Annotated in this window: 15 protein-coding genes; 12 read left to right on the top strand and 3 right to left on the bottom strand. The window is 63.3% G+C overall.

From position 1 onward, the window contains the following. Positions 1-17 precede the first annotated feature (17 nt). The 9 genes from HG800_RS07750 to HG800_RS07710 all read left to right on the top strand — a co-directional run bounded on the left by HG800_RS07750 (position 18) and on the right by HG800_RS07710 (position 9,699). Positions 18-500 (top strand): chemotaxis protein CheW, encoded by a 483-nt coding sequence (locus HG800_RS07750; RefSeq protein WP_169975517.1) that lies wholly within the window; start codon positions 18-20, stop codon positions 498-500. 5 nt (positions 501-505) lie between these two features. Beyond that, positions 506-1,819, top strand: a complete 1,314-nt coding sequence (locus HG800_RS07745; RefSeq protein WP_169975516.1) for a CheR family methyltransferase — start codon at positions 506-508, stop codon at positions 1,817-1,819. Then, positions 1,816-2,430 (top strand): chemotaxis protein CheW, encoded by a 615-nt coding sequence (locus HG800_RS07740; RefSeq protein ID WP_169975515.1) that lies wholly within the window; start codon positions 1,816-1,818, stop codon positions 2,428-2,430. The genes HG800_RS07745 and HG800_RS07740 overlap by 4 nt, the downstream gene beginning before the upstream one ends. Then, complete coding sequence (locus HG800_RS07735; RefSeq protein ID WP_206352172.1) at positions 2,427-5,246, top strand: hybrid sensor histidine kinase/response regulator; 2,820 nt, start codon at positions 2,427-2,429, stop codon at positions 5,244-5,246. Before HG800_RS07740 ends, HG800_RS07735 begins: the two co-directional genes overlap by 4 nt. Further along, on the top strand, positions 5,243-6,298 hold the full coding sequence (cheB, locus tag HG800_RS07730; protein WP_169975514.1) for a chemotaxis-specific protein-glutamate methyltransferase CheB: 1,056 nt from the start codon (positions 5,243-5,245) through the stop codon (positions 6,296-6,298). The genes HG800_RS07735 and cheB overlap by 4 nt, the downstream gene beginning before the upstream one ends. Positions 6,299-6,511: 213 nt before the next feature. Further along, on the top strand, positions 6,512-7,099 hold the full coding sequence (locus HG800_RS07725; RefSeq protein WP_169975513.1) for a TetR/AcrR family transcriptional regulator: 588 nt from the start codon (positions 6,512-6,514) through the stop codon (positions 7,097-7,099). Positions 7,100-7,176: 77 nt separating this feature from the next. Continuing rightward, positions 7,177-7,911: a cysteine hydrolase gene (locus HG800_RS07720; protein ID WP_169975512.1), complete on the top strand. Its 735-nt coding sequence runs from the start codon at positions 7,177-7,179 to the stop codon at positions 7,909-7,911. 53 nt (positions 7,912-7,964) lie between these two features. Beyond that, entirely contained in the window at positions 7,965-8,927 is a 963-nt protein-coding gene (locus HG800_RS07715) for an alpha/beta fold hydrolase (RefSeq protein ID WP_169975511.1), read from the top strand. Between the two features lie 310 nt (positions 8,928-9,237). Further along, a complete protein-coding gene (locus HG800_RS07710) occupies positions 9,238-9,699 on the top strand; it encodes a nuclear transport factor 2 family protein (RefSeq protein ID WP_169976291.1) in 462 nt (153 codons plus the stop codon). A gap of 202 nt (positions 9,700-9,901) precedes the next feature. Here HG800_RS07710 and HG800_RS07705 read toward each other — a convergent pair whose 3' ends face one another. After that, positions 9,902-10,366, bottom strand: coding sequence for a helix-turn-helix domain-containing protein (locus tag HG800_RS07705; protein WP_169975510.1), 465 nt, complete (start codon positions 10,364-10,366; stop codon positions 9,902-9,904). Between the two features lie 419 nt (positions 10,367-10,785). On the opposite strand from HG800_RS07705, the gene HG800_RS07700 reads away from it, so the two are divergent. The 3 genes from HG800_RS07700 to HG800_RS07690 all read left to right on the top strand — a co-directional run bounded on the left by HG800_RS07700 (position 10,786) and on the right by HG800_RS07690 (position 17,285). Continuing rightward, entirely contained in the window at positions 10,786-13,764 is a 2,979-nt protein-coding gene (locus HG800_RS07700; RefSeq protein WP_169975509.1) for a PQQ-dependent sugar dehydrogenase, read from the top strand. Positions 13,765-14,253: 489 nt separating this feature from the next. Next, positions 14,254-16,098, top strand: coding sequence for a leucine-rich repeat domain-containing protein (locus tag HG800_RS07695; protein ID WP_169975508.1), 1,845 nt, complete (start codon positions 14,254-14,256; stop codon positions 16,096-16,098). Positions 16,099-16,184: 86 nt separating this feature from the next. Next, the gene (locus tag HG800_RS07690) at positions 16,185-17,285 is read left to right on the top strand and encodes a leucine-rich repeat domain-containing protein (RefSeq protein ID WP_169975506.1); all 1,101 of its coding nucleotides are present in this window, start codon (positions 16,185-16,187) and stop codon (positions 17,283-17,285) included. 31 nt (positions 17,286-17,316) lie between these two features. Here the strand turns inward: HG800_RS07690 and HG800_RS07685 are convergent, their stop codons facing one another. Both HG800_RS07685 and HG800_RS07680 read right to left on the bottom strand, forming a co-directional pair. Beyond that, a complete protein-coding gene (locus HG800_RS07685) occupies positions 17,317-18,627 on the bottom strand; it encodes a DUF1552 domain-containing protein (protein WP_169975505.1) in 1,311 nt (436 codons plus the stop codon). Between the two features lie 3 nt (positions 18,628-18,630). Beyond that, positions 18,631-20,646: a DUF1592 domain-containing protein gene (locus tag HG800_RS07680; RefSeq protein WP_169975503.1), complete on the bottom strand. Its 2,016-nt coding sequence runs from the start codon at positions 20,644-20,646 to the stop codon at positions 18,631-18,633. Positions 20,647-20,874 lie beyond the last annotated feature (228 nt).

Genomic DNA, 20,874 nt, shown 5'->3' with positions numbered 1-20,874 from the left:
GGAGAGGCCGAAGGAACATGATGATCTTGACGTTCGAGGCCGGCGGAGAGCGTTACGGCGTGGACGTATCGCTCGTTGAGGAGGTTGTCCCCCGGGTCGCTTTGCGGAGGCTACCTTATGCCTCATCAGCGATTGTAGGACTGCTCAACTACCGCGGAGAGGTCGTGCCCGTTGTCGACCTCGGCCGGCTGGTCGACGCCCTCCCGTGCGAGGGCCGACTGAGTACGCGGGTCATTCTGTTCGGCACCGACCATGATGGCCGTCGGATCGGTCTGGCGGCCGAGCGGGTGAGCGAGCTTGCGCACGTCTCGTCCATCGATCTGACAACCCTGGCCTCGCCGGTTCAACGAGTCGGCTACCTTGGCCCGGTCGCCCGGATCGACGGACAGCTCGTTCAGCTGATCGACCCGTCTCGGCTCCTGGTCGAGGTGGTCGACAAGGAGGTCATCCATGGCGAGATGAATGATCCGGCCGAGGCGACCGCGGCTGGGATGGAGTAACAGCAATGAGCGGCTCCGCGTCCGATCCTGACCTGGACGCCGCCGAGCGGGTGCTGGGAGAGCGGATCGGGCTAAACCCCGATTCCCTCGGCCGAGGACCGATCGCACAGGCGGTGGCCTCGCGACGCAAGGCACTCGGACTGGGCAAGGGGGATTACGCGGAAGCGCTTTCGAACCTTGAGGACGAGCGGCAGGCGCTGGTTGAGGAGGTTGTGGTCCCTGAGAGCTGGTTCTTCCGCGACCGGCTCCCCTTCACGCACCTCGCCGAGGTCATTGCCCCTGGATGGCGAGACGATCTGTCTCGCCCTCCGCTGCGGATCCTTTGCGTGCCTTGTGCAGGAGGGGAGGAGCCGTACTCGGTCGTCCTCACGCTCCTCGAGACCGGGCTGCGGCCGGACCGATTTCGGGTGGTTGCCGTCGATGTCAGCCGCCGCGAGCTGGAGCGGGCTCGGTCTGGGATCTACAGGGCACACTCCTTTCGGGGGAGCGACACGACCGTTCGGGATCGGTACTTCGAGCGGGTCGGCACAACCTGGCGGCTCATCTCGCCCGCGATTGACCTGGTGGAGTGGCGACAGGGAAACCTGCTCGACCCCAAACTGGTGGACGTGCTCGGGACATCGGATGTGGTGTTTTGCCGGAATCTCCTGATCTACTTCCACGACGACGCGAAACGCCGGGCCGTTGCGGCTCTCAAAAAGCTCGTCGTGCCGGGAGGAACCCTCTTCGTGGGGCATGCCGAGGCAGGACTGCTGCATGGCCCGGACTTCCGGCTTTCGCGGAGTCCGGGAGCGTTCGCGTTCCTCCGAGCATCGACCGACCTTCCTGAGGCAAGCAATCCCTCTCCCTCGCGGCCACCACAGCGGGTTGATAGCGCGGGAGCACCGCCCCGCCCCCGTTCAGCACCAGGGATTGCCCGATCGTCACGAACAGTCCCGACCGAGACGCCCCAGAATTCTTCGATTCGACCCTTGTCCACACGCTTCGAGGAACAGTCCTTGGTGCCGGAGACCGTCGATCGTGTCTCCGAGCTGGCGAATCAGGGGGCATGGGAGTCGGCGTTGGCAATGGCCGGCCGCCTGGTGTCGCGCTCCCCATCAGACCCGTCGGCATATGTGCTGCTGGGCTCGATTGAGCAGGCGGCAGGTCGGGCGGATCGAGCCGAGGCGTGCTATCGACGCGCGGTCTATCTCGACGGTGATCGCGTCGAAGCCTTGCTCGCGCTGGCAGGTCTGGTCGATGCGCGGGGCGACCGCGTCGCCGCCGCGAACTACCGACGACGAGCCGATCGAGCGGCACGACGGGAGAACGGATCATGACCGGACACGGCTCGGGCGAGGACGATCAGGCCCAGCAGGCCGATTCCCGATCGCTCGCCGACGAAGCGCGTCGTCTGTTCGATCGGCCCCCTCCTCCCGGCTACCTGGAGGAGTGGGCAGCGGTTCTGGCCGAGCCAGAGGCCGAGGAGTCAAGCGACGTCACCTCGCTGCTGGTCTTCCGCATGGCCCGAAGCTGGCTAGCGATCCCGACGTCGACCCTCGTCGAGGTTACCGAGTCGCGTCCGATCCATCGGGTCCCGCACCGTGTCGGGGGACTGCTGCGAGGACTCATCAACATTCGGGGGCGGTTGTCACCCTGCGTCGATGTCGTCCGGCTCTTATCGATCGAGGCCACGGTAACGCACGGGGAGCCCGAAGACGGTCGTCGCATCGTGGTGGCGGAAGGGGCCAGGGGCGCCGGCTGGGTCGCCTTCGAGGCTGACGAGGTCGCCGGTGTGCACCTTGTGCCAGCCGAACGACTCCGTGGGCTTCCGTCAACCGTCGAACGTGCCGAAGGTCACTGCGAGGCGACCTTCCGGTGGCAGGATCAGACCGTTGGAGTGCTCGATCCCAGCCGATTCCTTGACGCGATGGAGGCCTTTGACCGATGAGCGACGGGGGCGGGCTCGACGTCACGCTGCTCGACCTGTTCCGCCAGGAAGCGGATGTGTACGTCGATGCGCTCTCGAAGGGCCTGATGACGATCGAGCAGGAAGGCTCGAATCCGGCCGCTTTGGAGCCGATGATGCGAGCGGCGCACTCGCTCAAGGGTGCGGCGCGGATCGTCGGACTCGCCGCCGCCGAACGCGTCGCCCACGCCCTCGAAGACGTCATGGTCGCCGCACAGCACGGCGCAATCACGCTCGGCCCGCCCGAGGTCGACGCAGGTCTCGCGGCGGTGGACTGGCTGGCCTCTTGCGCTTCCACCTCGAACGAGGAGCTGCCCGAGTGGGTCGAGTCCCAGGCGGGGGAGGCGGATCGGCTGGCCGATCTGTTGCGTCGCGTCGCCGAAGGTCGTTCGCCGTCGGCCGATCCCTCCGGATCGACCATCCCCAGGGAGGCCCCAGGGGCGACGACCACAGACGGTCCCGAACCCACCCCCGAGCCGCCCGAAGCCGCGGTGGCCGAGGTGTCTCTGGCCGACCTCTCCCTCCTGGAATTGTTTCGCCAGGAAGCGGACGTGTACGTGCAGATGCTCTCCGAGGGCCTTGTTGCGCTGGACCGAGAGGGGGCTGAGCCGACGGCCCTGGAGCCGATGATGCGAGCGGCGCACTCGCTCAAGGGTGCGGCGCGGATCGTCGGACTCGCCGCCGCCGAACGCGTCGCCCACGCCCTCGAAGACGTCATGGTCGCCGCACAGCACGGCGCAATCACGTTGCAGTCCGCAGGGGTTGATACGTGCTTGAAGGCCGTCGATGTCTTATCTGAGTGCGGCGGACTCGACGAAACGGTGTTCGAGGGGTGGCACCGATCGAACGCGGAACGAATCAATGACCTCGTGGCCGCGCTTCGTGCCCTTGCCGAGGGTCGGGAGGCCAGACCGGCCGAACCTTCACCGTCCTCTGCACCGGCCGAGCCTGCGGTATCGCTCCTCGCCGAGCCCGCGGCATCGCTCCCCGCCGAGCCAACGACAACAAAGGCAGCCCCGGTGGCCTCGCCAGAGGCTGTTGTGAGGGTTGCGGCTGAGAGTCTCACGCAATTGCTGGGACTGGCCGGCGAGGCGCTCGTCGAGGTCCGACAACTGCGGCCACTCGTCGACGCGTTGATGGCGGTTCGGGGACACCACGCCGGGCTGTGTGAGGCACTTCGGGCGCTTCAACGGAGAGACACCGGGGCAGACCTCGGCCGTCGCGAGGCGATGGGGCAGGCTTCCAACGTCGCCGATCGCTGCCTGGCCGAACTGGACCATGTCATGGAGTCGCTCGAACGCTACGCCCGGCGGAACGAGCAACTGGCCGAACGGCTCCACCACGAGGTGATCCAGAGCCGAATGCGGCCGCTGGCCGACGGAGTTCGCGGCTTCCCCCGGATGGTCCGCGACGTGGCACGTCAACTGGGCAAGAAGGTGCGGTTCGAGGTCGTGGGCGAACGCACCGGCGTCGACCGCGACATCCTCGACCGCCTGGAAGCGCCGCTAAATCACCTGATCCGCAATGCACTCGACCACGGGCTCGAATTGCCCGAGGAGCGCATCGCCACCGGCAAGCCGGCCGAGGGGATGGTCCTCCTGGAGGGGAGACACCAGGCCGGGATGCTGCACCTCACGGTCTCAGACGATGGCCGAGGGCTCGATCCCGAGCGGCTCCGCGCGAAGGTCGTTGAGCGTGGACTCGCCGGCGCGGCCATGGCGGCCCAGATGACCGACGCCGAGCTGTTCGAGTTCCTGTTCCTTCCCGGCTTCTCGACCAAGGGGCAAGTAACCGAACTTTCCGGCCGAGGAGTCGGGCTGGACGTCGTACAAAGCATGGTGCAGTCGGTCGGCGGCCTCCTCCAAACTACCTCGACGCTGGGGCAAGGCACCCAGTTTCACCTCCGACTGCCGATCACCCGATCGGTCATCCGGGCACTGCTGGTGAGAATTGACGGAGAACCCTATGCGGTCCCGCTGAACCGGCTCGACCGGGTCGTGGTCGTCTCACCCGACGACCTGGAAGAGTTGGAAGGTCGACCGTTCATCCGGGTGGACGACGACCAGCCGATCGGCCTGATTCCGGCCGCTCTGGTGCTCGGGCTCAGCGAGGACTCAGCGTGGTCGGGTGTCGAGGGGCGGTCGCCGATCGTCGTGGTCGCCGACCGCGGGCAGCGGTTTGGGATGCTGGTCGACTCCTTGATCGGGGAGCGCGACCTGGACATCCGACCGCTCGACCCGAGGCTGGGGAAAGTCCCCGACGTGGCCGGGGCGTCGGTCCTCGATGATGGCTGGCCGGTCCTGATCCTGGACGTCGAGGATCTCGTCCGGTCGATCGACGCGAGATTGCACGGCCATCGGTTCCGGCTGGGAGCGTCGGACATCGACTCATCCCCGTCGGCAACGAAGACTCGGGCCTCGAAACGTGTCCTGGTGGTGGACGATTCCATCACGGTTCGCGAACTGGAGCGGCAGTTGCTGGCCAACCACGGGTACGAGGTGGACACAGCGGTTGACGGAATGGACGGCTGGAATGCCTTGCGGCAGGGGCGGTATGATCTGATCGTCAGCGACGTGGACATGCCGAGGCTGGACGGGATCGGGCTGGTCCGTCGCGTCCGAGACGACCCTCGGCTGCGTGGGCTCCCCGTGGTGATCGTATCCTACAAAGACCGTCCGGAGGATCGCCTCCGCGGCCTTGAAGCCGGCGCCGACGCCTACCTGACCAAGGGAAGTTTCCATGACGAGACGTTTATTTCAACCGTCGTCGACCTGATCGGGGAGGCGGTGCGACGGTGAAAGTAGCCATCGTGAACGACTCGCCACTGGCGACCGAGGCGCTGCGACGCGTGGTGCGGGCGGTTCCCGGCGCAGAGGTCGCCTGGACGGCTGCCGACGGGATCGAGGCCGTCGATCGCGCCGCGGCCGACCGACCCGATGCCTTGCTCATGGACCTGATCATGCCCCGGATGGATGGGGTCGAGGCGACCCGCCTGATCATGCGCTCCAGCCCTTGCCCGATTTTGGTCGTGACGGCAACGGTCAGCGGAAATATGGACCGCGTCTACGAGGCAATGGGACACGGCGCGCTCGATGCGGTAAACACACCGGCCCTCGGCCCCGGAGGCGTGGTGAACGGGAGTGAGGATCTGGTCCGCAAGCTCTCGCAGCTCGCCCAGCTCAGTAGTCGGTCCGCGATCGAGAGCAAGACTCCTCATCGGCCTTCGCAAGAGCCCGCCAGGACTCCGCTCGTCGGAACACCGATCGACGATCTGCCGCCAATGGTTGTGATCGGGGCCTCGACCGGCGGCCCGAAGGCTCTGGCCGAGGTCCTCGAGTCGCTGCCGGCCAACTGGTTGGCGACCGTCGTGGTCATTCAGCACATCGACGCCTCGTTCGCGCCGGGACTGACCAAATGGCTGGCCGGGCACGCTCGAATGCCCATCCGGCTCATTGGTGAAGGGGATCGCCCCGCGCCCGGCACGGTTCTCGTCAGTGGGACCGACGACCACGTCGTACTTGACGACCTTGGCCGGCTGTCGATCACCCCCGAGCCCGCCTCCCAACCCTACCGACCGAGTGTCGACGTGTTCTTCGAGAGTCTGGCTGCGCGTCGAGTTCGACCCGGAGTGGCTGTGGTCCTGACCGGGATGGGGAGAGACGGGGCCCGCGGATTGCTCGCCCTGCGCGAACTCGGGTGGCACACCATCGCTCAGGACCGCGAGACCTGCACCGTCTGGGGAATGCCCCGCGCCGCGGTCGAGCTCGGTGCCGCAGTCGAAATCCTCCCTCCCCAACAGATTGGCTCGTCCGTACGCTCTGTCATCAATTCACTCGCCGACCAGCGTTGAACCTTGGTCTGAGCGCCGCCTCGATTGGTTTCCCACTCGGTCGAATCCAGCTCGCTCATCGGGTCAATGACCGATCGTGCAGCCGATGGACGCCATCCTGGCCGACAACGTCGACGATGAGCACCAGCAATTCCCAAAACCACTCCCCAAGAAATCTGAGAAATCAGCGTCCGGAAGCTTGACTCGAAACAGACAGGTCTGTATATTTCGTGCATGAGCCAGACACGAACCAGGAAATCGGATGCCCGCCAACGAATCGTGGAAACAGCCGAACGGTTGTTCTACGCCGAGGGCGTTCGCACGGTGGGGATTGATCGGATCATCGCCGAGGCGGGCGTGGCCAAGATGACGCTATACAATCACTTCACTTCGAAGGACGATCTGATTCTGGCTGTCCTGGAATTTCGAGAGGAAAAATTTGATGCCATGTTCGAGACGTGGATGGGTCGACACCTTGAAGCAGGGATGGATCGGCTGGAAGCATTCTTTGCTGCCCTGAAAGAGTGGTTCAAGAGCCCCGGCTTTCGGGGCTGCATGTTCATCAATACATGCGCCGAATTGGCCGATGCCGAGCACGCCGCTTCAAAGTTCTCCGCAGACCATAAAAAGAGATTCCACGTGATGCTGACGCAAATTATCACTCAGGAAAGGGGGGAGAAGGTTGCTGAAGCAGTCGCTCCGGCCGTCGCTTTGCTTGTGGAAGGAGCGATTGTCTCCGCGGTCATGCAGCAGTCAATTGAGTCTGCTGAAGTCGCAAGAGATGCTGCGATCCGACTGATCGCAACGCAACCAACACGATAGTCCAGAGGCTTCTTTTTTTTCGAGCAACAATACAGACCTGTCTGTATTGAAACTGCTACACATCAAGGAGACCCAGTATGTCGAGCGGACGCAACGAGCGGCCAACGGTGGTTTACGGACGGGGACGAAGACCGGATGCCGCCATTCCTCGACCGGGAATCACGCTTCGGAAGGGACGTGTTGCCGTAGTCGTCACCGATCCACAAAACGACTTTCTCAGTCCGGAAGGAGTGGCATGGGGTGTCGTCGGCCAGAGCGTCAGAGACAACGGCACGGTTGAGAACATCGGCAATGTGTTCATGCAGGCCAAAGAACTTGGCATCCCGCGGTTCATCAGCCCGCACTACTACGATCCCCACGACCACACCTGGAAATTCGAGGGAGCGCTGGAGCGGTTGATGCACAACATCAAGATGTTCGACCGTTCGGGGCCGCTCGAACCCAAGGGAATCGAAGGGTCAGGGGCCGATTGGTTGGACCAGTACAAGCCGTTCATCAACGACGGCCAGACCATCGTTTGCAGCCCGCACAAGGTATTCGGCCCCCAAACAAATGACCTCGTCCTCCAACTTCGGAAGCAACACATCGAGCAAATCATTCTCGCTGGGATGTCGGCCAACCTCTGTGTTGAGTCTCATCTTCGGCACCTCATCGAACAGGGATTCGAGGTCGTCGTGGTGGGAGACGCCACCGCTGCCGCACAGATTCCCGGATACGACGGTTACGAAGCGGCGATCATCAATTTTCGCTTCCTCGCTAGCGACCTGTGGAGCACCAGTGAGGCCGTCGAGCGACTGGCCGAACTCAAGTAGCACAGGACCCTTGAGAACTCGATTCACCAACCCTTCGTTCAGGAGAAAGAACCATGAATGTTCTGAAGACCATTGCCGTCACAATCGCATTGACATCCGTGACTTCGCTGGGATCGTTCTCACGAGCAAGTCAGCCCAGAGTCTCCCCCACGCAGGTCTTGCACCGCACGGTCGAGATCGAAGGAATGAACATCTTCTATCGCGAAGCTGGACCTCAGGACGCTCCTACGATTTTGCTGCTACACGGCTTCCCAACTTCCTCACACATGTTCCGAAACCTGATTCCAGCGCTGGCTGATACATATCATGTGATCGCCCCTGATTATCTTGGTTTCGGCTACAGTTCGGCTCCTTCTCCCGATGACTTCGACTACACGTTTGACAACTTGGCCAACGTCGTCGAAGAGTTCACCGAAGCACTCGGCCTGACGAAGTATTCGATCTACCTGATGGATTACGGTGCCCCTGTCGGTTTTCGCCTTGCCGTCAAGCACCCAGAACGTGTGCAAACGCTCATCGTGCAAAACGGCAATGCCTACGAAGAAGGAATCGACAACGACTTCTGGAAGCCGCTCAAAGCATACTGGAAAGACCGCAGTCCAGAAAATGGCGACTCACTTCGTGCTCTCCTGACTCTTGATGCGACTAAGTGGCAGTACTTGCAGGGCGTCCGGAACACCGAGTCAGTGAGCCCTGATACATGGAGCCACGTTCAACCGCTGTTGGATCGTCCTGGCAATCAAGAGATTCAACTGGCCCTCTTCTTCAGTTACGGGAGCAACCCACCACTGTATCCGCAGTGGCAGGAGTATTTCCGCAACCACCAACCGCCAACTCTGATCGTCTGGGGGAAGAACGACCTCATCTTTCCTGCCGCTGGGGCGTATCCCTACTCGCGTGACCTCAAGAACCTTGAGTTCCACCTCCTCGATACCGGCCACTTTGCTCTTGAAGAAGACGGCGCACAGATCGCCTCGCTGATCCGAGAATTCCTCGGCAAGCAACTGACTCAGTAACCTCCTCTCGCATTCGCTTTTTGGCTTGAGAAATACAGACCTGTCTGTATGACAGCGAGTCGGTCGAGTCAAACTTGGAGAGACAGCGTGGCCAGCATCAAGCCAGGCTGTCTCTGAAAACTCCACACCAATGTGGCCGAGACGAAACTCGACATTTCCGACGACCAAACCGACCGACGCTTGCTCACCATCCCCCTTGGGTACTGGAGCCTGCGTCGTGCCGTCAACGCATCGTCTCACGATGTTGCGTGAGGGTCAGCCCAAGCGATTGAACTCAGTTGACATTTCACGATCACGGAAGGGTTTCGACATGAATTCTCTCCGACCACCATTCACGCTCGAAACCGCTGCCGCCAAAGTGCGTGCCGCCGAAGATGCGTGGAACAGTCGTGACCCAATACGGGTCTCACTCGCGTATTCAGAAGACTCCGAGTGGAGAAATCGAGATCAGTTCCTCCGAGGACGGGATCAGATACAACAATTCCTGAGCGCAAAATGGAAAAAGGAACGTGACTATCGCCTCGTCAAGTCTCTTTGGAGCTTCACCGATCACCGAATCGCCGTACGATTTCAGTACGAGTATCGGGACGAAAAGGAACAGTGGTTTCGTGCATATGGGAATGAACTCTGGGAGTTCGATGCAGCAGGCCTGATGCGGCGTCGAGAGGCAAGCATTAACGACGTCCCTATCAACGAGCACGAGCGACGGTTTCTCTGGTCAGCCCCCGGCCCTCGTCCTGAATCAGACTCAGGCATTCCAAGTGTCTCCTGAAGAGCAAACCACTCGTTTCCTGTCGTCACGCCAGCAGTTTGACGACTTCGTTTTCCTTCTTGAGTGGAATCTGACTCATGCCTCGAATCAACTCCGTTTATTCCCGAATCATCCTCGTGAGCGATTCTAATCGAATAACACGTTCGCTCTTAGCCTTGTATGAAGAACCATTGTGGTTCACACGCGAACCGATTGTTGCACTCTAGAGGGAGCCACCGTACCCACCCAGTTGATCCTCTCCCGAATTGCCTGCGTCACTTCGAAATTGCTCCCCAACCAGTCTGTCACCCTGGAAGCCCTCGGATCCACGTCGAGCGGCCCAGCCTTGCCACCCTCGAACCTTGCCGAAGTCGCGTGGGCTGCGGTGCGGCAAGGCGTGGATCCGTTCGCTGCCCCCGTCGTCGATCTCCGGGCGGGCCGAGGCGGGGCGGTGGGACTTCTCCTGCATGCAGGCGACACCCTCGGCCTCGAAGGCGCGCAGTGCGTTACCGACGGTCTGGGTCGAGAAGCCGAGCCGGGCGCGGATTGCGGAGGGCTTGAGCCCTTCGGCGCGGGCCAGCAGGATCTGGCAACGGCGGAGCGTAAAGGCCGAAGGGAAGCGGAGGCCCGCCCGGATCATCCGGCTCTGATCGGGGGTAAACGGTCGGACGAGCAGGGGTGCTTTCATCCCCCCTCTACAGCGACCGTCTTCCAAAGGATCAGTTCTGACGTCTCGGCCTACTCCAATGCCCCTTCGTGCTGGTCCTGCCCTTCGAGCGGATCGAGGCGGCCCTGGAGGGGATGATCGCCGCCTTCGGGTTCTTCGGCCGGGTGCCCCCGCGAACTCTGGCGGCAGTATAAGGCCCGCCACATCGTCGGTGAACACGCAGAGTTCTCGTGGCGTCGGATCGGTGATGGGGTGGAGCCACCCTCAATCCTGACCTAGTCGCTCCGAGGCAAACGTGGGGCGATGTTGTTCTGACCGACCGTCGGACACCGGCCAACACTCCGTTTTTCCGCCGGCCATCACAGAGATCGAACGAGATAGGATATCATACACCCTTCTGATGGCTTCGTTCGCCGGGTCCACCGTTCGGAGAGCCGCTTATGTCATCATCCGCGATTACCGCCAACCGTCCCGTTCCGATGATTCTGGTCCTGCTGCTCCTGGGTAGCTTCGTGGCGTGGTCGGGCACGGCCAAAATCCAGGGAAGCTCGCCCGAGCCCGCCGCGCCTCCCCTCCCGAACCGCACTCCTTGGACCTCCTCCCGAATTGTCGGATCTCCCGATCCACCTCCGCCGTTCGACGTCGTGCGCGTGTTCCCGAATTTGAAGTTCACCAATCCCTTGCTCATCGTCCGAGATCCCGCGGCAAAACGCTTCATCGTCGGCGAACAGTCTGGCGTCCTCTATTCGTTTGCCGATGATCAGGACGCCCAGGCCGAACTCTTCTTCGACCTCCCTCGGGAACTGGAAACCCTCGATCGGCTCGAAGGCGCGGAGGGGGTCGAAGCGGTCTACGGCCTGGCATTCCACCCAGACTTCGAGCGCAATCGTCAGTGCTTCATCTGCTACACCCTGCGGGGGTCGGATCGAAGCCAGCCGAATCTCAAGGACGGAACGCGCGTGTCACGGTTCACGGTCACCCAGACGGACCCACCTCGAATCGACCCATCGTCCGAGGAGATTGTCATCTCCTTCCTTCAAGGCGGCCACAACGGAGGCGATCTCCACTTCGGACCCGATGGCTTCCTCTACATCTCCACCGGAGACGCGGCCAGCCCGAACCCGCCGGACCCGCTCAACACGGGCCAGGATATCTCCGACCTCCTCTCCTCCATCCTCCGAATCGACGTCGACCGCAAGGACGAGGGCCGAAACTACGCCATCCCCGACGACAACCCGTTCGTCTCGTTCGAGGGGGCCCGCCCCGAGGTCTGGGCCTATGGCTTCCGCAATCCCTGGCGTATGAGCTTCGATCGCCAGACCGGCGAGTTGTTCGTCGGAGACGTCGGCTGGGAACTCTGGGAGATGGTGTATCGGGTCGAGAAAGGGGGGAACTACGGCTGGGCCGCGATGGAGGGGCCGCAGCCGATCAAGTCGGATCAGGTCGGCCCCACACCGATTCACCCCCCGCTGATCGAGCTGCCGCACGCGATCGCCTGTAGCGTCACCGGTGGCATGGTTTATCGTGGCAAGAATTTCCCCGAGTTGTTCGGGTCTTACATCTTCGGCGACTGGGAGACCCGCCGCCTCTGGGCCGCCCGCTTCGAGGGAGGCCGCACCATCGAGATGCCCGAACTGGCCCGCCCGTCGATCCGCTTCGTGGCCTTCTGCGAGAACCGCGACGGCGAGCTCTATTTCCTCGACCACGAGGCCGGCACCATCCACACGTTGGAACGGAGCCAGGGCGGCGAGCGGAACGTCGCGTTCCCAACCACCCTGTCCGAAACCGGCCTGTTCGCCTCGGTCGAGCATCACGAGCCGGCCGACGGGGTCATCCCCTTTCAGATCAATAGCCGCCAATGGCTCGACGGGGCCACGGCCGAGCACTGGGCCGCCTTCCCGGGCCAATCCTCGGCTACGTATTACGCCAACGGAAAGCCCATCCGCGGCCTGGTCGACTGGCATGCTTTCCGCATGCACTTCCCCAAAGACGCGGTCTTGATGCGCACCCTCTCGCTGGCCGAGAGGCGCCTGGAAACCCAGCTCCTGCATTACGATGGCCTGGAATGGCGGGCCTACACCTTCGCCTGGCGAGAGGACCAGACCGACGCCGATCTCGTCCCCGCCGAGGGGGCCGAGATGGAGTTGCCCGAACTGGGTCCCGATCGCGTCTGGCAGTTTCAGAGCCGCGGTCAGTGCATGTCCTGCCACAGCAATCAATCGGAATACGCGTTGGCCTTCCTCCCCGAGCAGTTGAACCGGCCGGGGCCCGATGGGAAGAATCAGCTCGTCTCCCTGACCGAGGCGGGATTCCTCCTCCGGGCCGATGATGAGGAGAGGCCGCTCCCTCCGTTCGACGACACGACGGCCGCGCTCGAACAGAGCCTGGCCGATCCAGCCAATCCCGACCATCCGCTCGATGCAAGAGCTCGCTCCTACCTGCACGCCAACTGCGGCCACTGCCATTCTGACCACGGGGGTGGCTCGGTCCCCCTTCGCCTCCCGTTCACTCTCCCGCTGAACGCCCTGAACGCCGTCGATGTCCCCCCCACGCGTGGGGACTTCGCCCTGCCCGACGCCCGCATCATCACGCCAGGAGAACCGTACTCCAGCACCCTTTACTTCCGCATGGCCAAGTTCGGCCGCGACCGCATGCCGCACATCGGCTCCGAACAGCCTGACGAGGAGGGCCTGGAGCTCGTCGCGCAATGGATCACCTCGATGCGGTCCGACGCTGAGCAAACCGGCCAGAGCCATGAGGTCGAACCGTCAGACCCCTGGATCTCCTCCCCCCAATCTGCGATGCGTCTGGCGCGAAAGCTTGGCCAGGGAGCGCTCCCCCCCTCCGATCGTGACGCCTTGCTGGCCGAGGCCGCGACGATCCCCAGCGGGCCGATCCGCGAACTGTTCGAGGGCTATCTCCCGTCCCATGTCCGGGGTGCGCGGACTCTCGGTTCCAATCCCCGACCCAGATCCATCCTGGCGATTGAGGGGGATCCCGACCGTGGAGCGGAACTCTTCTGGTCGCAATCGGTCCAGTGCGGGACCTGTCACCACATCGGCGAGCGCGGCACGGCAGTCGGCCCGGATCTGTCTGGCATCGGGGAACTTCGATCTCGCGAAGACCTGCTGGAGAGCTTGCTGGAACCCTCACGCCGGATCGAGCCGAAGTACGCCACCTATGCCGTCGCCACGGCCGACGGCCGATTGCTGACCGGGCTCCTGGTCGGGCGAGACGAGGAGTCTGTCATCCTCCGCGATGTCCAGGGCACCGAGATTGTCCTCGCGGCCGACAACGTGGACGAACTCCGGCCGTCTCGAACTTCGTTGATGCCCGAGGGCCAGATCGCCAACCTGACCGCCCAGCAGGCTGCTGACTTGCTCTCGTATCTCGAATCGCTCAAATCCGCAAGCCCTTGATTCAAGAGGTCGCCACCCCCGAACCCCGAACCCACCATCTCGAACCTTGCGTCGTCCTATCTCCGAGGCACGAGCTCCATGTCCCGATGTCCTGAGAATTTCTTGCCTGGACGATTCCGAGGCGCTACGATGCGAGATCGCCCGGACGAATCGGCACCCTCGCCTGGGGTCAGACCCTCCGCCAGTCGTCCACATTCCTCCGCACCCCTATCGACCGGGGGTGTTGGCAGCCGGCAAACCCACCGACAGATTATTTACTCATCTTCATACAAAGATAACACTATGAAGAGGCGAGATGCGAGCGATCGTCCCCGCAATTCCTTAATCCGACGCACGATTCTGGGAATCCTCGTATGGTCCTTCCCGTCCGCTGCCGTTGTCGCCTCTCTCGCAGAGGATGAATCGCCGGACCGGCAGGTCGCCGAATGGGTGATCCTGCTGGGTGGTTCGGTGCAACTGGAAGGCAGGCCCGGCCGCATCAGGGAGGTGATGCAACTCCCGTCGGACAAGTTCCACCTGGAGCGAGTGGACCTCGTGGGGACGAATCTCGACCCGCCCGACTTGCAGCGGCTGTCCGGCCTGACCCGCCTCAAAGCGCTGCATCTGCCCGGGCCGATGTGGAACCCCAGTGCGGGGGCCCGCGTGGATTACAGCCGAGAAACGCGCCACATCGCGACTCTTTCGAGCCTTGAAGAACTTACCTTCAGCGATACCTATCTCGAATCGATCAAGTTCAACGACGACGGAATCGAAGCGATCGCCCCCCTCGGCCCCACCCTCCGGCGCCTGAGCATCGAAGACACCCAGGTCCGAGGCCGCCACCTGGCGCCGTTCACGAACCTTGAGGCGCTCGATCTGGTCTACTGTCCCGTGGATGATGAGGGCCTGGAAGAGATGCGCGGCATGACCAGGCTGCGGACGCTCCTGTTGCGAGACGCGCTTATCAGCGACGAGGGCCTTCAGAACCTCGCGGGCCTGGTCAACCTCGAACAGCTCGACCTGGGCGGGACGAAGATCACCAACGCCGGGATTGCCCACCTCAGCGGATTGACCCGACTGAAGACGTTGAACCTTCAGGGGAGCGACCTCTCCGACGAAGGAATCGTCCACTTGGCAGGGATGATCGGCCTGGAGGAACTGAACCTGTACGGCACCCGCGTGAGCAACGTGGCGGTTGACGTGCTCAAGGATCTGGAGAACCTTCGAACGGTCGACCTTCGCTACACCCGGATGTCTCGTGCCGGTGTCGATCGGCTCCGCGATGCGATTCCGCGCTGCACCCCGATGTTTTTCGACTCCACGGTTCGGCCGGAGTTGCCCGAAGGTGCCGACCGCCTCGTGGCCGGCGCGGGAGACGCGGCCGTGGCCGACTGGGTCCGCTCGATCGGCGGCCGAACCGTCGTCGAAGATGACAGGCTCGTCGAGATCTCGCTGGAAGGAACGAGCGTGACCGACGAGCTGCTCGAAAACCTGAAGGATCTGCACCACCTGCGGACCCTGCGGCTCCGCTCGACCGAGATCGGCGACCTGGGGATGCGTCACCTGGCGGGATTGGTCGGCCTGGCGGAGCTGGACCTGAACGGCACGATGATCTCCGACTCGGGCCTCGTCCACCTCGCCGGGCTAAGCCGCCTGCGGACGCTCGACCTGTCGCACACGCAGCTTTCCGGCCGAGGGTTCGCCGACCTGACGGACCTCGCCCTGGAACGGGTGCGGCTCTCCGACGCACCCATCGATGATCAAGGAGTTGCCAATCTCTCGGAGATTGGCACCATTCGGGAACTCGTCCTGGCCTTCACCGATGTGACCGACGACGGCCTGGCCCTCCTGGAGAGACTTCAGGAACTTCGGCGGCTCGACCTGGCCGGGACCGACATCGGCAACCGGGGCCTTCGCCACCTGGCAAGCCTGGAGGGACTTACCGCGCTGGGACTCAGCTACACGAGGATCTCCGACGACGGCATGGCTCACCTGGAACCACTCCAGAAGCTTCGAGAGCTGGGCCTGATCCGGACCCGGATCGGCGACGCCAGCATGCCCGTCGTCGGCGGCCTCTCCCACCTCGAAGACCTGAATCTCGACTATACCGAGGTCGGCGACGACGGCCTGCAATCTCTCGGCAGCCTGGCGAATCTCCGACGACTGAGCCTCGACAGCACCCACATCACCGACGCCAGCGTCCCGCTCCTGACCCGGTTCCTCGACCTCGTCGCATTGAATCTCTATCACACCTTCATCACCGAGGACGGGCACCGGCAGATCCGCGAGGCGGTGCCGCAGTGCGAGATCATCTTCGACCCCCGATCAAGCGACCCCAAGCGTCGCCGGAGCTGACCGCCTCAGGAATCCCCTCGGCTCCCTCAACGTTCGGTGATGCTCACAACGCTTGCGCCTCGGGAACGGACCAAGGGCACATCACGATGACGATTCTCCTGAATTCCCTTTGCCTCATCGCCCCCCTGTTCTGGGCATCGACCACCCCGACCGACGACGATCTCGCCGTCCAGCTTGCTGACCTCGGGGCCCGCTGTTCCCGCAATGCCGATGGCGCGATCGTCAGCGTCGACCTGAGCCACGCCTGGCTCACCGACTCGGACCTGGAGACGCTCGCCCTCCTGCCGAAACTCGAGCGCATCGACCTGTCCTACACGAAGGTCACCGACCTCGGCCTCGAACTCCTGGCTCCGCTCGAGCATGTCAAACACCTCAATTTGTACTATGCCGAGTACGTCACCGACGTCGGCATCGCACATCTGAAGCACTGGACGAACCTTCAATCGCTGAACGTCCGCGGGACGAAGGTGACCAGCGAGGTCTTCGAGCACATTTCCGGCATGACGGAGCTCCGATGGCTCGACGTCGGCCAGAGTCGCGTCAACGACGACCTGTTCGACGTCCTGGTGAGCCTCGATCAGCTCGAATACCTCGCCTTCGGCGGCAACAAGATGAGTGGCGCCTCCCTCCCCCTGCTCAAAACGCTCCCCATGCTCCGCGAACTGAGCGTTTCGGGCCGGCAGCGAACCGACTCGGGCCTCTGGAGCGTCGCGGTGACGGATTTCAACATCGTCCACATCGCCGACCTCGATCCGCTCGAAGTGCTCGACCTCGGGCAGACGAACATCTCGGATCGCGGCGTCGCGGAGCTGGCTCGCCTGCGCAACCTGCGCACGCTTGACCTGAGCGGCACACGCGTCACCGCCCGGGGAATCGAGGCGCTGGCCGAGCTGCCGGATCTGCGGCACCTGAAGCTCTGGAACGCCTCGGGCATCGACGACGACGCCGTGCCGGCCCTCCTCCAGTTGAAGGGCCTGGAAATCCTCGAATTGCAGGAGACACGCCTCTCGGCCCGAGCCGTGTCGCAACTGGCCGAGATGACGGGCCTCAAGCAGCTCTTCCTCGGCGGCCTCGACCTCGCCCCGGAGCAGGTCGAGGCCCTGCGCGAGGCCTTGCCCGAATGCCAGGTGAGCTGGTGGGAGACGCCAAGGATCGAGCAGCCCGAGTCAGACCGCCGCGGCGGCTGAGTCCCAAAGCCCTCGATCCCCGAGCGACCGCTCAGACAATCTCAGACAGCTTCGTCTCGCCCGTCGGGAAATCGCCGATCCGCGCCCCGACGACCTCTTCGGCCAGGGTCAGGTACAGATCGCCGACCGTACCCGTCACCCGGGTATGCCTCCCGGTCTTCAGATTCCCGGCGTGACCGGCGAGGATCATGGCCAGGCCGGCGTTCTTGTGGGAGTTGGCCTCGGCGTGCTCGTGCACGAACAGCGCGCAGGTGTGATCGAGCAGGGTCCCGTCCCCTTCGGGAATCGACTTGAGCTTGGCGAGGAAGTAGGCGAACTCCTCGACGTGCCAGCGGCAGATGTCGCGCATGATGCGCTGGCCTTCGGGAGACTCGACCCGACCGTGCGTGTACTCGTGGTGCCGCTCGTACGTGTATCCCAGCCAAGGGAACCGCGAAAGCCCCTGGCACTTGGACAGCATGTAGGAGGCCACTCGAGTCTGTCGCGACGCCAGCGCGTGGACCAGCAGGTCGGTCTGCAGCTTCGCGATCCGGGGCCAGTCCTTCAGGTCTCCCCCCTCCGGCGGCTGCTCGACGACCTGTGTGTATTCCGGCGGGAGGCTCGCCACCGACCGCTCCAGGCTTCGCACCGAGGTCAGGTACTCGTCCAGCCGCTGCTGGTCGCTGTAACCAAGGCCCGCCTTCAGCGACTTCGCCTCGTCACTCACCGCGTCCAGAATACTCTTCTTGCGCTCAATCCAGTACGGTTCCTTGGAGCCGAACAGACGGTCGAACAGCCGATGCGGCAACATCTCTGGCGGCAACGGTCGGTCGCGACCGGCCCAGCTCATGTTGCGCTGAATGCTCTCGCCGAACGATTCCTGACAGACTCCGATCTGCAGCGAGCGGAAGCGGCTCTGGGAGCCGATCTCCTGAGCGATGACCTGATCGATCGAGGGTCCGCCTGCCCCTCGCCCCGAGAACATTTCGCCCGAGACCAGCCCACTCATCGAGTTGTGATGGCCGTTGCCCGGCCCGGGCAGGCGGGCCGCCGGGTTGTCGACGCCACTGATCACATGAATGTCCTGCCGGAACCGCGAGAGCGGCTGAAGGCAGGGGGTCATCGCGTAGTCCGGCCCATCCTCGCGCGGAATCCAGTATTTCTCGATGATGCCGTTGCCATTGAACCAGTAGACGAACCGCGTCTCGATCGGATCGGCCGGCACGCCCGCCTCAGCGGCATACGCCGTCCCGCTGGAGTTCAGCATTGCCTCGAAGGTCGGCAACCCGATCTGGATCGCGGCGCCTGACAGGCCCACGCCCCTCAAGAACGCACGACGGGACAGGGGATCTCGCGTGGCCATGATCTATTCCGTTCCTTTCTGGAGGAAAAGTTCTGAGGTGATCAAGGCAACGATCAACTCTCGGAAACGGAACCCGGAGTCACGAAACGCCTCATACAGACCATCGAGGACCGGCTCATCGTTGACGGTCTCCTGCCGACCAAACGCGTACCGGAAGAACTGCTTGACGATGGCCCGCTGGCTCGTCTCGCTCTCAGCGAGCAGCCGCCCCAGCTCTTTCGGCGTCGAGAACTCAGAGTTCTCGATCCCCTGGATGTACCCCGAGGGATCAATCTCCAGCTCGATCGTCGTCGGACCACCCTCCTGGGAAGCGTTTCCCCGCCCCCTTCCGAATTGGAGCCTCATGGTCTCCTCGTAGGCACCGATCGCGTCATAATTCTCGAAACCCAGCCCGATCGGATCGATCAGGCGATGACACGAGGCGCACGACTCGCTGTTCAGGTGAATCGCAAGCCGCTCGCGGTTCGTCATGGGAGCGGCCTCGGTGACGACCGGCAAATCCGTGCTGACGCCCGCCGGAGGCGGTGGGACCTCCTGCCCGAGGAAGTGGTTCCGGACAAACAGGCCCCGGGCCGTTGGCGAGGTCTCTGCCGGATTGCTCGTCGCCACCAGGAAGGAGCCGTGACCCAGCACCCCGGAACGTCCAGACTCGGCAGGATAGGCCACCTTGCCGAATTCCTCCTCCGGCATCGGAAGCTCATAGAGCTGGGCGAGGTCCGCGTTGATGAAGGTGTAATCGGCCGTGAAGATCGCACGGAAATCCCGATCATTCCAGACCAGGTCGTTGAAGAGGCGCCGCGTCTCTTCGACCATCGCAGCGGCAACCTCGGCGTTGTACTGACGGAACCGGCGACGGTCCTTCGTGGCATCGAGCACCCGATCGAATCGGAGCCACTGGGCCAGGAATTCGTCCAGCGCACTCCGGGCTCGGGGGTCGTCGAGCATCCGACGGGCCGCCGCTTCGATCTGCCCTGGTGACGACAGCTCGCCCGCTGCGGCGGCCTGGAACAGCTCATCGCTGGGCATCGTATCCCACAGGAGGTACGAAAGCCGGCTGGCCATCTCGTAATCCGCATCCGGGCCGTTCGCACCCCGCTCCACCCGAAACAGGAAGTAGGGCGACTGCAGCATGGTCTCGATCACCATCGAGGCGCCCCGTTCGAAATCCTGGGCCCGGCCGGCCTCCTCTAGGAACAGGTCGCAATAGCGGGCCACTTCATCCGCCGTCAGGGGGCGGCGGAAGGCCTTGAGCCCGAACTGCCGGACGAACTCGCCTGCGGCCTCGGCATCGGTCGGTGATTCGGGCGTGCGAGGAATCAACCCCTGGTGATCCCCTCCCCGAAAGGCCGCCAGGGCCAGGCGCTCTGCCGCCTTGCCATACGCCTCTGCTTGCAGCGGAGAGATCCCCTGAGCTTCGAGCTGGTTCTTGAATCCGTTGATGAAGTCTTCCTTGGGAAAACGGTTGGCCGGTTGAGACTGGTCGCCGAGGAGGTCGCTCACCGTGTGGTTGTACTGACTATGCGTCAGACGCCGGACGGTCAACGGCTCCAGCTCTCGCACCTCGGACCGGGCGATGGTCTCGCGTGCCTCGCGCACCTGATCGTCCGAGAGCCCAGCCAGGTAATTGACCCAGCTCAGCAAGAGTTGCTCGTCTTCGCTGTCTGGCCTGATCCGTCGGCCTCCGGTGTGTTCCGTGCGCCTCGTGGGCTTCGTCAGCAGCAATGATTGTCGGGGATCCTCCCGATCAACCAGATCGATCATCGAGAGCCCGAACGCCACAATCTGCAACTCGTTCGGATCCTCTCCCGGAAATTCGAGGAGCGTGTCGGATGCCACACCATTATCGGTGTGGCATCGCTCGCACTGCACGGTGTGCAGCATGGGATAGACCTGCTCGACGAAGAACGACTCATCCCGCACCACCGTGTCCTCTGCCGCGGCAACCCGGCCGCATCCCGTGGCTGCCACGGCGATTACGAACGCGGCAAGCACTCCCCACCCCGGCTCCCGCCTTCCCATGGAATGACTCCCGGCTCTCGCCCGAGCCCCGTCCTCACAGGGAATAGGGAGGGCAACTCTTCGGCAGATCCCCAGAGGGACACTCGTCCTGTGGCCACGGCGCTCCCGTCTTTCAGAAGCGTTATCCTATCACCAATCGGCCCCATCTGACAGGACTTCTGGAAGATTCTCAAGAGGAAAACATGCATGAAATCACTCGATGTTTCCCGACGATCCGCACGACCGGGC

The sequence above is a fragment of the Tautonia rosea genome (assembly GCF_012958305.1).
Taxonomy (GTDB): domain Bacteria; phylum Planctomycetota; class Planctomycetia; order Isosphaerales; family Isosphaeraceae; genus Tautonia; species Tautonia rosea.
The sequence above is the reverse complement of the archived record's forward strand: the minus strand, read 5'-3'. Positions and strand labels throughout refer to the sequence as shown.

Coding starts and splice junctions, on each gene's coding strand:
- HG800_RS07750 (WP_169975517.1), top strand. CDS start 18: ATGATGATCTTGACGTTCGAGGCCGGCGGAGAGCGTTACGGCGTGGAC.
- HG800_RS07745 (WP_169975516.1), top strand. CDS start 506: ATGAGCGGCTCCGCGTCCGATCCTGACCTGGACGCCGCCGAGCGGGTG.
- HG800_RS07740 (WP_169975515.1), top strand. CDS start 1,816: ATGACCGGACACGGCTCGGGCGAGGACGATCAGGCCCAGCAGGCCGAT.
- HG800_RS07735 (WP_206352172.1), top strand. CDS start 2,427: ATGAGCGACGGGGGCGGGCTCGACGTCACGCTGCTCGACCTGTTCCGC.
- HG800_RS07725 (WP_169975513.1), top strand. CDS start 6,512: ATGAGCCAGACACGAACCAGGAAATCGGATGCCCGCCAACGAATCGTG.
- HG800_RS07720 (WP_169975512.1), top strand. CDS start 7,177: ATGTCGAGCGGACGCAACGAGCGGCCAACGGTGGTTTACGGACGGGGA.
- HG800_RS07715 (WP_169975511.1), top strand. CDS start 7,965: ATGAATGTTCTGAAGACCATTGCCGTCACAATCGCATTGACATCCGTG.
- HG800_RS07710 (WP_169976291.1), top strand. CDS start 9,238: ATGAATTCTCTCCGACCACCATTCACGCTCGAAACCGCTGCCGCCAAA.
- HG800_RS07705 (WP_169975510.1), bottom strand. CDS start 10,366: ATGAAAGCACCCCTGCTCGTCCGACCGTTTACCCCCGATCAGAGCCGG.
- HG800_RS07700 (WP_169975509.1), top strand. CDS start 10,786: ATGTCATCATCCGCGATTACCGCCAACCGTCCCGTTCCGATGATTCTG.
- HG800_RS07695 (WP_169975508.1), top strand. CDS start 14,254: ATGCAACTCCCGTCGGACAAGTTCCACCTGGAGCGAGTGGACCTCGTG.
- HG800_RS07690 (WP_169975506.1), top strand. CDS start 16,185: ATGACGATTCTCCTGAATTCCCTTTGCCTCATCGCCCCCCTGTTCTGG.
- HG800_RS07685 (WP_169975505.1), bottom strand. CDS start 18,627: ATGGCCACGCGAGATCCCCTGTCCCGTCGTGCGTTCTTGAGGGGCGTG.
- HG800_RS07680 (WP_169975503.1), bottom strand. CDS start 20,646: ATGGGAAGGCGGGAGCCGGGGTGGGGAGTGCTTGCCGCGTTCGTAATC.